Genomic DNA, 12929 nt, shown 5'->3' with positions numbered 1-12929 from the left:
CCTCGCCATGATCGTTGTTACCGGAGCTACAGGCAATGTCGGACAGCCGCTGGTGCGGGCACTCGTGGCGGCGGGGGAGCAGGTGACGGCGGTGTCCCGCCGGGCGGTGGACGTGCCGGGCGCGAAGGCCGTCCAGGCGGACCTCGCGCAGCCGTCGACGCTGAGACCGGCGCTGACAGGCGCGGACGTGGTCTTCCTGTTGACCGCGGGTGACCTCCTCGGCGCGGACCTCACCCCCGTGCTGTCGGAGATCCGGTCGAGCGGTGTGGACCGGGTGGTGCTGCTGTCGTCGCAGGGCGTCGGCACCGGGCACCACCCGCCGGCGCTGGAGGACGCGGTCCGCGCGTCGGGTCTGCGGTGGACGATCCTGCGACCGGGCGGCTTCCACTCCAATGCGTTGCAGTGGGCGGAATCCGTGCGTGCCCGCCGGGAGATCGCGGCCCCGTTCGGTGACACGGCGCTGCCGACCATCGACCCGGCGGACATCGCGGAGGTGGCCGCGGTCGTGCTCCGCGACCCGGCGCACGTGGGTGAGGTCTACGAGCTGACCGGTCCCGAACCGGTCTCGCCCCGCGCCCAGGCCGCGGCGATCGCCGACGCGGTGGGGGAGCCGGTGCGCTTCGTGGAACTGACCCGCGCGGAGGCAAGGGCCGCGATGCTGCGGTTCATGCCGGAGCCGGTGGCCGACAGCACGCTCGACATCCTGTCGTCACCGGCCATGCGGCGGGTCAGCCCCGCGGTCGAGGAGTTGCTCGGCCGCCGTGGCCGGTTGTTCGCGGAATGGTCCGCGAACAACGCGGCGGCGTTCACGTGACTCAGCGGACGACGTCGTAGACCAGCTTCTGGATGCCGTTGGAGTAGGTCTCGCTCTCGACGACCTTCAGCATGGTCTTGTCGACGTCGGAGGAGCTGAAGAGGCGCTTGCCCGCGCCGAGCAGGACGGGGAAGACCAGCAGGTGGTAGCGGTCGATGAGGCCAGCGTCGGACAGGTTGCGGTTCAGGGTGGCACTCCCGTGGACGATGATCGGTCCGCCGTCGGTCTCCTTCAGCGCGGCGACGTCGTCGAGGGTGCGCAGGATGGTGATGTCACCCCAGTTGTCGACGAGGTCGGCCTCCTGGAGCGTCGTCGACACGACGTACTTGGGCATCGTGAGGTACTGCGGGAACTCCTCGGTCATCGTCGGCCAGACGGGGCTGAACGCCTCGTAGCTGACGCGCCCCATCATCATCGCGGCGGCTTCCTGCTGCTCACGGCCCTTCAACTCGTAGGCGGCGGGGTCGAACTCGATGTCCTTGAACGTCCAGCCCGCGCTGCGGTGGCCCGGCTCCCCGCCGGGCGCCTCGACGACCCCGTCAAGCGAGACGAAGGCGGTGGTGATCAGCGTGCGCATGGCTTCTCCTCGTGGTGGTTGATCTCGGTGCTCGCCAGTGCGTCGGACGAGGCTAAGCCACTTCGACACGAGCGACGCAGAATTTTCCGCGGGCCGCGACGTCGAGCCTGCTGTCAGGTGGGGAGGACCTGAACGGCTCGGTCGCGGGGCTGGCTACGGCTGGACCAAGTGAAGTCCAGGGACCGACTCGTAGTGTCGTGTGTTGTTGGTCATCAAGGGCGCACCGTAGTGCACTGCCGTGGCGCAGATCCAAAGATCGTTGCTGTGAGCCGAGTTGCCAAGAGGCAGGCCTCGTGTCCTGGCCTCGTGCTTGAGGTCTCCCCACAGGTTTGCCAGTTCGAGCGAGTACGGAGCGATGACGTATGGGCGCATTGCCGCGCTCAATTGGTCCAGGCGCCGCTGCCCCCAATTGGCATTGCGCGCGCCGAATCTCACCTCTCCGACCGTCACGAACGAGAGAACAGGAATGGTGTTCCGGAGGGCGTCGATGAAGCCGTTCGGAACGGGCCTGTTCTGCCACAGGCAGGAGAAGACGTCCGTGTCCACGATGACATAGCGGCTCATTCGTCACCGCGAGCTGTCCGGATCGCCTCCAGGAAGAGGTCGAAGTCCTCCACTGTCTCGCCGCGGAGTTGGTCGATGTTGGAGAGTGGGCTTACGTTCTGCTCCCTCGCCAATTCGTCAAGCGACTTGGCGCTGGCCGTTTCGACAGTGGAGATGCCTGTCAGGTGCAGGACGCGGACGCCGACTCCGTCCGCGTCGAGTTCTGCCGTTCCTCGTGCCTCCACGAGTTGATCCAGCCGCTCGAAAACGGCGTCCTTGAGTTCGATGTCGAAGTCGCACCACACGCTGTTGAGGTTGGTGTCGATCCTGCAGCGCAACGACATTGGATCGAAGTCGCCCATGTGCAGACGGCCGGTGATGATGGTGTCGGCGGCAACCGTGGAGCGTCGGATTCTTCGCAGGCTGTACTGCGTCTCGGCGTCGAACGCGAAGTGGAGGTGGTCGCCGCTGGAGAACTCGATCCGGGTGAGGCTTCCTTTCCCGATTCCGGCGCACAAGCTCACGAGGCCGTTCAGAACAGTTTTGTTGAAATGACGCCCGATGTCACCGCTTGGATGTGCGCCAGTCCGCTTGATCTCGTTGATGCCGGCCGTGAGCACGTTGAACGACTCCGACAGCAGATCGTCAGACGGTGCATCGAAGGGGAGTACGCGGTCGATCGGCCGCTGTAGTTCGAGCACGGCCGACCCGTGCTGAAAGCCGGTGAAGTCCAGACGAACGGCATCGGCGATCTCCTGGGGGCGTCGTCCGGCCTTGGGCCGCCCTCCCGCGATGGAGAAGGCAAGGCGTTCGAGCGTCGCCTGAAGAGTGGAGGTGATGCGCGCGAGTTCGGCGAGAGATATGCGGCCTGCCTCGGTGGCTGGGCCTGTGGCGCGAACGGTAAGCCCGTTGTCGATAGGACTCGCCATAGCACCTCCTCGTCCGTGATCGGTCTCGGCACCTCAGAGTAACGACATCTTCCCGTGCACGACCGAGTTACTCGAGGTGGTTACAGAACGTAACGTTACGGCTAGAACTGGTAGTACAGCGCATGCGCACCGCCACTACCAGCGGTTATGTAGATCGACATAGCCACCAGGCCGTGATCAGGCCGTCAGCGCGGGTGCTCGACTGCTGGTGCAGGTTTGCGTAACTTAGAACAGTCGAAGCGGGGTCGTCCGCCGTGTGTGAAACGACTCCCCGCCTGACTGGCCTTCCTCCCAGATGTAGGCGATGCCGACGAACCCGATGATGGTGGCACTCCAGTAGCTAGTCAGGCACTGGCGTGATCGGCTCACGGTCCCCTCGGCTGGAGGGTTCCACAGGCCACGCGTGTCGAGCCCATCACGCACACCCATCAAGTACAGGTCGTGGTGAGCTGAACTCTTGATCAGACCCATGCTGACGTCGGCGATCGTCGGTGCGCCGTCCAGGAAGGCCTTCAAGGAATCTGGCACTGCATACCCATCGTGGACCATGCGGCATCCCAGATGTTTCGCTACGTACCGTGCAAGGTTGAGTGATGCGGAGCCCCAAGTCGTTCCGTATACGTCCCACCAGTCAACGTATTCCGCCTCCCACAGGCTCGCATTGCTCCAGGCGAAGTCTGAGAACACGTCATAGGCGTAGTCGAACGGCTGGCTTACCGTGTTGTTGCAGCGAGCACAGAGGCTCGCAGTGAATCGGACTTCGTTGGACTTGCGGATGCTCCGAATCTTTCGAATCTCCTCGCTGCCCCAGACGAGATCCCCCGGGTTTCCCATCCTTGAAAGGTCGCGCTTCTTAAACTTGTGTTCTTGCGTAAGCGGTTCCGAGCTTCCGCACCACCAGCAAGTCGTAGGTGACGGAACGCGATAAGCCGCAAGCGCGCCTCCTGTCAGGATGTCATCCACATCGTCACCATACGTGCCAGCAACGATCGCAGGGACCGATTTGACCTCGGGTATGGCAGTGGTCGCAGCCTGTTATGTCATCTAAAAATTGAGTCGACTGCCACGCGCGTGCGCTGCTTACTCGATGGCATGAGGTGGGTGTAGACCTTCAGCGTGAAGCCCGGGTCAGAGTGGCCGAGGTAGCTCGACAGTGCGGTGATCGTCTCCCCGGCGTCGAGCAGCGTAGAGGCGTAGAAGTGCCGGAGGGCGTGGAAGCCGTCCACACGCGACTGTCGCTCCACGCCTGCCTTCTTCAGCGCGGGTATCCAGGTCCACTGGTTGTAGACCGGCCGCCAGGCCGCCGAGTTCTCGCGGCTGGTCACGATCAGCCGGGCCGTCGTTGGCTCCCCGTCCGGCTTCTGCCACGGCAGCGTGATCGCCACGGGCGGGTACGCCGCCATGTGTGCCCGGATCGCAGCGGCCACCGACTCGGGCAGCGGCACGTCCCGGGTCTTGCCACCCTTCGGCGGGCCGAAGCACGGTTTCCCGCCCACGAGCTTCACTTGGCGGACGACGTGCACGGTCTCGTCGTCGAAGTCGACGTCATCCACGGCGAGGCCGAACGCCTCACCCTGGCGAAGCCCAAGCCCAGCCCCGAGCACGACGGTAAGCCGGTACCGAGGGTTCATCGCCTCCCGAACCGCGTGCACCCGCTCAGCAGGCCACGGCACGACCTTCCTCGCCGGAATCTGCGGCTTCTGCACCGACGAGGCGTTGCACGGGTTCTTCCTGATCCGCTCGTCATCGATGGCCGCGTTGAAGACCGTCTGCATGTGAATGAAGATCACTTGCCGATAGCTCGCGGCAAGCCCCTTCTCCTGTAGCGCGCGAAGCAGCTCCCGGATGTCTGACGGCCGAATCGCGTCGAGGTTCCGCGCCCCGATGGCCGGGAAGACGTGCAGCTTCAGCCGCAGCCCCGTCGCCTCCCGTGTGGACTCATCGAACGACTGGGACCGCAGCCACCGCGTGGCGTACTCCTCAAAGGTGATCTTCCCGGCGGACGGGTCGATGTAGGTCCCGCGCCGTAGCTCGCCCTCGACCTCCCGCAGGTAGTCGTCAGCCTGCTTCTTCTGCCGGTCCGGGAAGGTCTTCGACCGTTCGCGTCCTGAGTGGTCGACGTACCGCACCTTGTACCGGTCGCCGACGCCATAGACGCTCGTCTTCTCCCGCGTGACCTTCTTGGTCACCGGGTCAACGACGCGCTTGTACCAGCGATCTTGGACATGCCCCATGGCTCAGGCCGCCTCAGAGGTGGCCCATGCCTGGACCGCGCGCGGGTCGTAGCGCAGGTGACGGCCGATCTTGCGGACCGGCGGGCCTTCCCCGCGCCACTTCCACTGGTAGAGCGTCTTGACCGGCACGCCGAGGTAGGTAGAGACGTCCTCCACGGTCCAGAGCCTGTCGATTGAGTTCCCCTTGTCCATCTGTTCCCCTGGTCAGGCTGCCTGCGTGGAAGTTGCTGAAAGATCTGGCGGTGATCCGTTGGCGGCGAGGAGCGCTCTGTCGTACTCGGCCCGCCAGCGGATGCGTTCGGCGATGGCGTGCATGAGCAGGTGCGCCCGTGGCGGCACGTGGGGGTCGCCGGGCTGGACCTTGTGCCAGACCAGCCGCCGTGGTTCCTCGGCTGGTTTCTGGATGCCGATGTCGGCGAGGGCCTGGAGCACGAAGGCCCGCCGGTCGGCGCGGTGGTCGGCGAGCGTCTTGCCGGACCACTTCCGCGACACGAGCACCCGCCGCCCAGGCAGCCCGAGCGTCGTGCGCCGGTGAGCGCGACCCTTGCAGTGCCCTGGTGTGGTCTTGGACGTGGCCCCGAGCGGCTCGACGCCGTAGAGCAGCCACACTGCGCACCGAGGGGAGCAGGGCGTGACGGCCAGCTCGGCGTGCAGCCGGTCGTGGTGCCGTCGCTGTCGCTCGGTGTCGGGTTCGACGATCTCGCCGAGGGACTTGGTGAGGTACTTGGTCAGGTAGCCGATGTGCCGCCCGGCCTCCTCCGAGCCGCCGAGGATGCCTTTGGAGTGCACCTGCCGCCCGAATGTGGCGACGTGCGCAGGCTCCTCGACCTCATCGAGGGCATCAGCCCAGGTAGTCAAGGCCCTGCGCGTGTCGGGGTCGACGAACCGACCGCCGTCCCACACCGGCAGGTGATCGCCGTCGTACACGAGTTCGTCGTGTCGGGGCCACCACACCTGGAGGTAGGTAGCCGCGGTGACCTGCCGCAGCACCTCATGCGGGATCGAACCGCGGATCGCCGCATGCAAGTGCGGAGCCACCCGCTTCTGCGGCTCCACGGTCGCGAAGTACTGCACGTCCCAGCCCACGCAGCGGCGAAGGTTCTGCCACCACCGGTCCACCAGCGACGCGAAGTGCACGGCATCCCGCGCGGCACGCCGGTAGTCATAAGTCGACTCGTCGACCGGCGTCCCGTCCTCGCGCACCCGCCCGTAGGAATCGCAGGTGAGCGTGACGAACATGGACGGCCGGAACCGGCCTGCGAACTCACGGCCTACTGTCCGGTTCTCCACCCGCTTACGCGGCAGGTTCGGCGCGTCCTGCCGCCGCTTGGTCGACCGCTTCGGGGCGGCCTTCTGCGTTTCCAGCTCCGGCGATGGCAGCCGACCGCGCATCCCGAGTCCGCGCAGCTCCTCATCAACCGAATGGATCTCGTCCCGCAGCTCGTCGAGATCCGCGCCCTCGACGGTCCGGTAGGCCGCGACGAGATCGGCCCGCAGGGTCAGCAGCGCCTTGTGATCCTCACTCGGCGGCTCGGGCGTGAAGTCCGGTTCCTCGGTCAGGTGCCAGCCCTCCCGGCACTGCACCACCCGCAACGCCCGCGCCTTCCGAGCACAAGGCCCGCAAACGGACTCCACAGTGGAACCGCACGGCACGGCGACATGCCGGAGTTCGCCTGTGTCGAGGTCGCCGACCTCCATCGTGAACGGACGGACACATACGCCGTGTTGCTCGGCGGTCGCGGTGACGACATCGATCGCGAGCGGCATGGCCATGCGCTCAGCGCGGGTCTGGTGGGTCATGCCGCCACCCCCGTCGACCCGGTAGCCCAGGACCGCAGGACCGAGAGCGCGACACTCTGTCGTCCGCCGGGCTGGAGGTCTGCGAACACGTCCTCGGCGAAGTCGACCGCGCCGTATACGACGACGCGGGTGGTGTCGTGCCGTTCGCCGGTCACGGTGAGGTGCACGGTCTCGCCGTGCGGTGGCCGCCAAGCGGACACGGTGATCCTGATGAGCGTGTCGGCCCACGCCAGCAACCCGGACGCAAGGCCAGGCAACAGCGAGGGGTGCAGGTGCACGGTGACGTGTTCGCCGTCGATCACGTCACAGCCCACCTTCACCGACGCGACCGGTGTCGTCAGCCGGTGCGTGGCGAGGTGCTCGCGGATCGACCCGAGCAACCGCAGCATCGTGTCAGCGCTGTTCATGCCGCACCTCCCCGCGTCACGTCGCGGCCGGCGGGGAAGTCGACCACCTCTGCCGACGGGGGCAGAGCCGAACGGCCGGTGAGGTAGCCGACGAGCCGGGTGAGGTGGTCGTCGGTGACGTGGAAGACCCGAGCCCGCACCGGCTCCCGCTTCCCGTCCTCCTTCACCCACGCCACACCCGGCGTGCTCTCCGGGATCTCATGTGCAGCAGCCCCGCGCTTGCGAACACCGTCGCCAAGGACCATGTCGACCTGTGCGGGTTCGTCGAGGCGCATGGCGATGCGGGTGGAGAACAGGTGCCGGAAGGCGATGATCTCCTTGCGCGGGTCCTGCAACAGCCCAAGCACACAGACACCCGGCGCACGACCTTGCGAGGTGATGGCCTGCACCGCGCGGGTGGCGCGGTCGCGGAGATTCTTGTCGGTCTGGTAGGCGATCACGTCCGCCAGCTCGTCGACCACGAGCAGGATGAACGGGTCACCCGACTCCGGCGTCCACATACGCCGACGACCCCGGTAGGACTCGGCGCGGCGCTTCACTTCCTGCGCCAGCCACTCCAACAACGTGACAGCGTGCGAGCCGTTGTCATAGACGACGCGTTCGAACACCTCGGGTGCCTGCCCCAGTTCCATCCCACCCTTGGGATCGATGCCGAACAGCTTCACCCGCCCAGCCTTGATCGCAGGAGCGAGCGCCCAGGCGACCGACCACAGCAGCGATCCCTTGCCCGCACCGGAGACGCCGACGGTGAGGACGTGGGTGCCGAGGAGCTGGAGCCGTAACGGCTTGCCGGTCTCGGTACGGCCGATCACGACCCGGCGGAGGTCCATCGCAGACTCGTCGACCAACTCCGGCACCGTGATCGCACGGGCGAGCGGGTCAGAGTGGATGAAGTCCAGCTCCAACCGGCCGGGCTTGCGGACCCGGACCCGGCAGGACTCGGCGTTGAACGCGTGCGCCAACCCGGAAGCGTGCAGCTCCCACTGCTCGGGTGCCTGCCCTTTGACCATCCGCACACGGACGAGGTCCCGCCAGCCTTCGCCACGGACCCGGCCGAGCTTGGGCCGGTACTCACGTCCGCGCTTGTCCTTGGTCAGCTCCGAGAGCCGCATCACCGACCGCCACTCCCAGGCGTAGACGAAGAACCGACGGCACTCCGCCCGCACACGGGGCACGGCGAAGCGCTCGAACGAGGCCCGGTGCTTCCACCACCACAGGACCAGCAGCCCGAGCACCAGCGCGAGGAGCGCGCAGAACCACCACGGCCCCAGACCCGAGTACGACCACCAGGCAGCGACGAGCAGGGTCAGGGAGAGCGGGTAGCGGTAGACGACCCGGCCGAGCTGGTAGCTCAGCCAGCACAGCAGGATCAGGGCCGCAAGAGGGGAGAGGACGACCTTGACCCAGCCGGGCAGCATCGTCCACCACGGCAGCCGAGGTCGCGACACCTCCAAAGGTGCGGGATCGACCCAGCGGGATTCGCGCACCATCATCGACCACCCCGCCCGAAGTCGAGCGGCAGCACTCCGGCGCAGCGGCCGCACAGGGTCTCGCCGGGCAGCAGCCGAGCGAACCGGCGGCACTTGCTGCAGCGCATTCGGGTGACCCCTACTGGTGCCGCGGCAGGGGTTGGTTCTAGCCTTGTCATTGCTTGCCTTCCGGGTGAGCAGCGCAGGAGCGGAAACAGGTTGGTAGCCAGGAGTTCCGCTTCTGCGTCTTAACGGATTCGTTGCCACGCAAGAAAAGCGCGCGGCATCGCCGCACACCATGCGTGCACGGTTAGATCAACTTTCTGTCGCTGGCGTGTACGCCAGCACCTTGTGATTCCTATGCGGGAACGGGTTCCACCTCCCCCTCTGTCGCATCGTCCGGGGTGAACTTGGCGAAGTAGGTCGACAGCTCCTCCGGGGTGCGGCCGAGCACCGCGGCCAGCTCCCGCAGCCCGGACGGCGTCACCTCAATCACGCCGCCCGGGGCTTTGCCGAGTCGGTTGCGTGCCCAGGAGGACAGGGGCCGGTAGTGCATGTTGTTGTCTTGCAGCAGCTGCCGCAAGTCCACCCGCAGCACGAGGTTCTGCAAGTACAGGCGGGCACGCTGCATCGCCTGAGCGACGATCGCCGACGCGGGCACACCCAGGCCCTCGGACAGCTCCAGCAGCCGCAGGACCGTCATCTGCCGCGACCCGTGCTCATAGGACAACAGGGTGCGGTCACCGATCTGGGACGGCAGCGCCTTCACGAACTGAGCCCGTGACCACCCTCGTGCCTCACGGACCCGGCGCAGCTCCTCACCCAAGGCTCGCGCGATCGCCGCCGCCGTGGCCTCATCGGTCACGTCAACACCGACCAGACGGGCACCGCTCACCGGCACCTCCGCCGCCATCACATCCACCATCCGAGCCGCAGCCAGCCAGTCAGACTTCACAGTCGATCGTCGGGTCAAGCCGGTGCTCGATCTCCCGAGCCCGCCGGATCGCGAACATCGCGTACTGCGACGCCTCCTGCCGATTCGATGCGTCGACCTTCGCGGCAGCCGCGTACACCTCCGCGCTGTGCCGGTGGAACGCCGCCCACTCAGCCGGAGGCGCGTCATGGCTCGGCCGCTGCCGCCACAGCGTTTCGTGCGCCTCGAACAAGGAGGACGGCGCAACCTGCTGTGCCATCAGTACCCACCACCCGAGTCACCGTCGTCACCGGTGACGAGCAGGTGCCGGGGCCTGCGCTCCGGTGGCGCAGGCTCCCCGTCCGGGTCGATCTCGGCAGCCAGCTTCGCGGCTTCCCGCGCCAGGTCCCGGCAGAACGATGCGAGTCCGCGCGTGCCTGCCTCAGACCGTTCGCTGTGGAGGGTCATGTTCACCGGGTCGAGGTAGAGCACCAGGACCGGCATCCCGCCTGGTCCGCGCGTGGCGGCAGCGCCAGCGTTGCGGCCGGGGAAGCAGGCGACCTGGTAGGAGGTGCTGTAGTCGCTCATGCCGCCGACTTCCCTTCACCCCTCGCGGAGCCAGGACGGCCGGAAGCGGGCGCGTCGACGCCACGCAGGCCGGTGGCCCGGACGACCCAGGTGATCCACTTGGCCTGGCCGGATGCTTCGGCGCGTGGCTGGACGGTCAGCCCTTCCAGGACCACGGGCCGGAACGGCAGGTTGCCCACGGTCTCGGGCGGCACCGGTTGCACGTCGGCGGCGATCTCGACCGAGATGGACTTGTCGCGTTCCTTCTCGGCGGACGGGTCGGCGATGGTGGCGCGGTAGATGCGCTTACCGGTAGCCTCGTCGATCCGGGGCCGGATGGGACGGTTGCGGGCCTTGTCCTCCTGCGACTGATACTCGGTCAGGGGCTGGATATCGCCCATCAAGTAGGCGCCCTGCGGGAACAGGTCGTCGAACGCGATCGGGAACCGTGCGCCGTGGGGCACAGCCATGATCAGTCTCCTTGGTTGTGGTTGGTGAGTCCGGCCCAGCCGCTCGGGCGGTCGTCGAAGGTGCGGGAGCGGTTCTGCTCGTCGCACCAGTCGGCGAAGTCGCTCGCAGCCGCCGCCAGTGAGCGGGCGAACCGGGCGGTGTCGGCCAGGCCGCCGATACGGGCGGGGACCTGGACGGTCATGCCGACGTCGCCGCTGCCTGCGATGAGCTGCCGGACACCCGGCAGGGGTTCGATGACCTCAGCGCCGAAACCCGCCGTGGGTTGGATGACTACGTGCACACTCATGCGCCTTCCGCCGTCCTCGGGGCACCCGGTCGGGTGCAATAGATCAAGGAAACCGGCGGAACAGGCCAACGACCCGGACAAACTGTCCGGGTGCCTCACTCAGAGGGAGTTTCGGCTACCGCTGAACTGCGGAAACGATGGCGTCGAGGATCGCGTCCCAGGGCAGTTGCTTGCCCGGCGCGGAGCGCGGCTCGTGCAGCGGCCACACATCATCACCCATCACGAGACCCACGCCGACACGCTGGAGTGCGGCGATGTGGCTGCCCCACGAGGGCTGCCGGGCGTGCGCGGCATTGATGCGCGGGAACACGACGACCGGGATGGTGCCGCCGCCGATGGCCTCGCAGACCTGGGTGAGTGCCTGGTTGTCGGCCAAGCCAAGCGCGAGCTTGCCGACCGTGTTCGAGGTGGCCGGGACAACGGCGTAGCAGTCGACCTTCGGGTGCGGGCTTTCCTCGCCAGGTGACCGCGGCTTCACCCGCACCGGCAGGCCGGTGACCTGCTCGATTTTCTCGATATCGCCGGTGGCGTCGAGCCAGGTAGCGGCGGTCGGTGTGAGCGTGACCGCTACCCGCCAGCCGCGTTCGATCATGGGCTCGATGAGCTTGGGAAGGATCTCCTCCAGGCCGCCGGCTGCGGAGCCGACCAGGCCAAGCACGGGCGCGGCCATCAGCTGTCACTCACCGCACGGCAGCGCTCGGCCAACGCCAGCAGTAAGGAGGACTTCTTGCCACCGGTGACTGGTGCACGTCGGTAGATCGTCCGTACGACCTCCCGGGCAATCGCCGAGTGCCGGACGAGCTGCGGCGACTTCTCCTCAGCGGACAGCAGGACCTGTACGGCGTCGTCGTCCTTTGCGAGGAGACTGAGCGCGCGGGCGTAGTCGATCAGGTGCGTGACCTGCCGTTCGACCGGCACGCCACTGGCGTCGAGCTGCTCGGCCTGCTCGATCGCCAAGGGGATGTCGCCAAGGTCGAGCCCAGCAGAAATCCGGTGCATGGCGACGTTGGTCGGTCCGAACCCCGTCAGCCAGTGGTTAGCGTCCTCTCCAAGGGCGTCACCAGCGACCTCAGCTTTAGCGAGCAGTTCGGAGGCGATGCTCCGGTCCTGCTGACGCGCGGCAGCGATGGCCGAGCGGAGGTGAAGCATGCCGTAGAGGCTAAGCGCGGCGGGGTCGCCGTCCTTCATCCGAGGCGTCAGCCAGCGGGCAGCAGCATCGCCGAGCTGCATGGCGTCGTCGAACCGCCCGACCGCGAGCAGCGCATGCGTGCCGGACCGGGCAGCCGAGGCCAGGACCAATGGATCGTCGGCAGTGTCCGCGGCCTGCATAGCCCGCTCGGCCGCGATCCAAGCAAGGTCGGCCTCCCCGACCTTGGACAACGTGGTCGCCGCCAGGTGATGAATACGCGCCGACACGGCCGCGCACTGACGCTTGTACGAGCCGTCCCCACCAGCGGCTTCCATCTGCTGAGCAGTCTTGATCAGACGCGGGAGCGCGGCAACAACCTTGCCGATCCGGCCACCCTGGTAGTCCGACCAGGCATCCTCGGTCCACTGAGCGACCGGCTTGGGATCGACGTACTCGGGCTCGAACCCGCCGCCGAACAGCGTCTTGGACAGCCGCTGCGGAGCCATGAGCGCATCCCGGATAGCCGGGACGTCGTCGTTCTTGTGCTCGTCCTCCATGAGTACCGGCTCCCCGAGCAGGTCACCGAGCGTGACCCGCAGAGCCTTCGCGACCTCGACCAACACATCCAGGCGACGGATCTCCCGCTCACCACGCTCGATCTTGGACAACCAGTCCTCAGACCGCCCCACCAACCCCGCCAACGTTGCCTGAGCCAGCCCCCGCCGACGCCGGTAGAACGCAACACGCTCCCCAACCGTCAACGGATCACCAGCACCACGCATGCTTCTGA

At 67.0% G+C, this 12929-nt stretch carries 17 protein-coding genes; 1 reads left to right on the top strand and 16 read right to left on the bottom strand.

The window, feature by feature from the left end:
• Positions 1 to 7: 7 nt before the first annotated feature.
• Positions 8 to 814, top strand: a complete 807-nt coding sequence (locus ACYQ77_RS34160; RefSeq protein ID WP_459718897.1) for an SDR family oxidoreductase — start codon at positions 8 to 10, stop codon at positions 812 to 814.
• A 1-nt stretch (position 815) separates the two neighbouring features.
• On the opposite strand, the gene ACYQ77_RS34155 is transcribed toward ACYQ77_RS34160, so the two are convergent.
• From ACYQ77_RS34155 to ACYQ77_RS34080, 16 genes are all read right to left on the bottom strand, one after another.
• A complete protein-coding gene (locus ACYQ77_RS34155; protein WP_459718894.1) occupies positions 816 to 1391 on the bottom strand; it encodes a dihydrofolate reductase family protein in 576 nt (191 codons plus the stop codon).
• Between the two features lie 153 nt (positions 1392 to 1544).
• Positions 1545 to 1955, bottom strand: coding sequence for a PIN domain-containing protein (locus ACYQ77_RS34150; RefSeq protein WP_459718892.1), 411 nt, complete (start codon positions 1953 to 1955; stop codon positions 1545 to 1547).
• Positions 1952 to 2863, bottom strand: a complete 912-nt coding sequence (locus ACYQ77_RS34145; RefSeq protein WP_459718889.1) for a hypothetical protein — start codon at positions 2861 to 2863, stop codon at positions 1952 to 1954. Before ACYQ77_RS34145 ends, ACYQ77_RS34150 begins: the two co-directional genes overlap by 4 nt.
• 225 nt (positions 2864 to 3088) lie before the next feature.
• A complete protein-coding gene (locus ACYQ77_RS34140; protein WP_459718886.1) occupies positions 3089 to 3826 on the bottom strand; it encodes a hypothetical protein in 738 nt (245 codons plus the stop codon).
• Positions 3827 to 3903: 77 nt separating this feature from the next.
• On the bottom strand, positions 3904 to 5052 hold the full coding sequence (locus tag ACYQ77_RS34135) for a tyrosine-type recombinase/integrase (protein ID WP_459718883.1): 1149 nt from the start codon (positions 5050 to 5052) through the stop codon (positions 3904 to 3906).
• A gap of 48 nt (positions 5053 to 5100) precedes the next feature.
• Positions 5101 to 5289: a helix-turn-helix domain-containing protein gene (locus ACYQ77_RS34130; protein ID WP_459718880.1), complete on the bottom strand. Its 189-nt coding sequence runs from the start codon at positions 5287 to 5289 to the stop codon at positions 5101 to 5103.
• A 12-nt stretch (positions 5290 to 5301) separates the two neighbouring features.
• Complete coding sequence (locus ACYQ77_RS34125; RefSeq protein WP_459718877.1) at positions 5302 to 6897, bottom strand: replication initiator; 1596 nt, start codon at positions 6895 to 6897, stop codon at positions 5302 to 5304.
• Positions 6894 to 7304: a hypothetical protein gene (locus ACYQ77_RS34120; protein WP_459718875.1), complete on the bottom strand. Its 411-nt coding sequence runs from the start codon at positions 7302 to 7304 to the stop codon at positions 6894 to 6896. The genes ACYQ77_RS34125 and ACYQ77_RS34120 overlap by 4 nt, the downstream gene beginning before the upstream one ends.
• A complete protein-coding gene (locus tag ACYQ77_RS34115; RefSeq protein WP_459718872.1) occupies positions 7301 to 9073 on the bottom strand; it encodes an FtsK/SpoIIIE domain-containing protein in 1773 nt (590 codons plus the stop codon). The genes ACYQ77_RS34120 and ACYQ77_RS34115 overlap by 4 nt, the downstream gene beginning before the upstream one ends.
• A 58-nt stretch (positions 9074 to 9131) precedes the next feature.
• Entirely contained in the window at positions 9132 to 9728 is a 597-nt protein-coding gene (locus ACYQ77_RS34110; RefSeq protein WP_459718870.1) for a helix-turn-helix domain-containing protein, read from the bottom strand.
• Positions 9718 to 9966, bottom strand: coding sequence for an AMED_5909 family protein (locus ACYQ77_RS34105; protein WP_459718867.1), 249 nt, complete (start codon positions 9964 to 9966; stop codon positions 9718 to 9720). Before ACYQ77_RS34105 ends, ACYQ77_RS34110 begins: the two co-directional genes overlap by 11 nt.
• On the bottom strand, positions 9966 to 10274 hold the full coding sequence (locus ACYQ77_RS34100; protein ID WP_459718866.1) for a hypothetical protein: 309 nt from the start codon (positions 10272 to 10274) through the stop codon (positions 9966 to 9968). The genes ACYQ77_RS34105 and ACYQ77_RS34100 overlap by 1 nt, the downstream gene beginning before the upstream one ends.
• The gene (locus ACYQ77_RS34095) at positions 10271 to 10723 is read right to left on the bottom strand and encodes a hypothetical protein (protein WP_459718864.1); all 453 of its coding nucleotides are present in this window, start codon (positions 10721 to 10723) and stop codon (positions 10271 to 10273) included. Before ACYQ77_RS34095 ends, ACYQ77_RS34100 begins: the two co-directional genes overlap by 4 nt.
• Before the next feature lie 2 nt (positions 10724 to 10725).
• Positions 10726 to 11010 (bottom strand): hypothetical protein, encoded by a 285-nt coding sequence (locus tag ACYQ77_RS34090; protein ID WP_459718862.1) that lies wholly within the window; start codon positions 11008 to 11010, stop codon positions 10726 to 10728.
• 115 nt (positions 11011 to 11125) lie between these two features.
• The gene (locus ACYQ77_RS34085; protein ID WP_459718860.1) at positions 11126 to 11680 is read right to left on the bottom strand and encodes a flavoprotein; all 555 of its coding nucleotides are present in this window, start codon (positions 11678 to 11680) and stop codon (positions 11126 to 11128) included.
• Complete coding sequence (locus tag ACYQ77_RS34080; RefSeq protein WP_459718858.1) at positions 11680 to 12921, bottom strand: helix-turn-helix domain-containing protein; 1242 nt, start codon at positions 12919 to 12921, stop codon at positions 11680 to 11682. Before ACYQ77_RS34080 ends, ACYQ77_RS34085 begins: the two co-directional genes overlap by 1 nt.
• Positions 12922 to 12929 lie beyond the last annotated feature (8 nt).

It is taken from the genome of Actinophytocola sp. KF-1 (assembly GCF_054661535.1).
The sequence above is the reverse complement of the archived record's forward strand: the minus strand, read 5'-3'. Positions and strand labels throughout refer to the sequence as shown.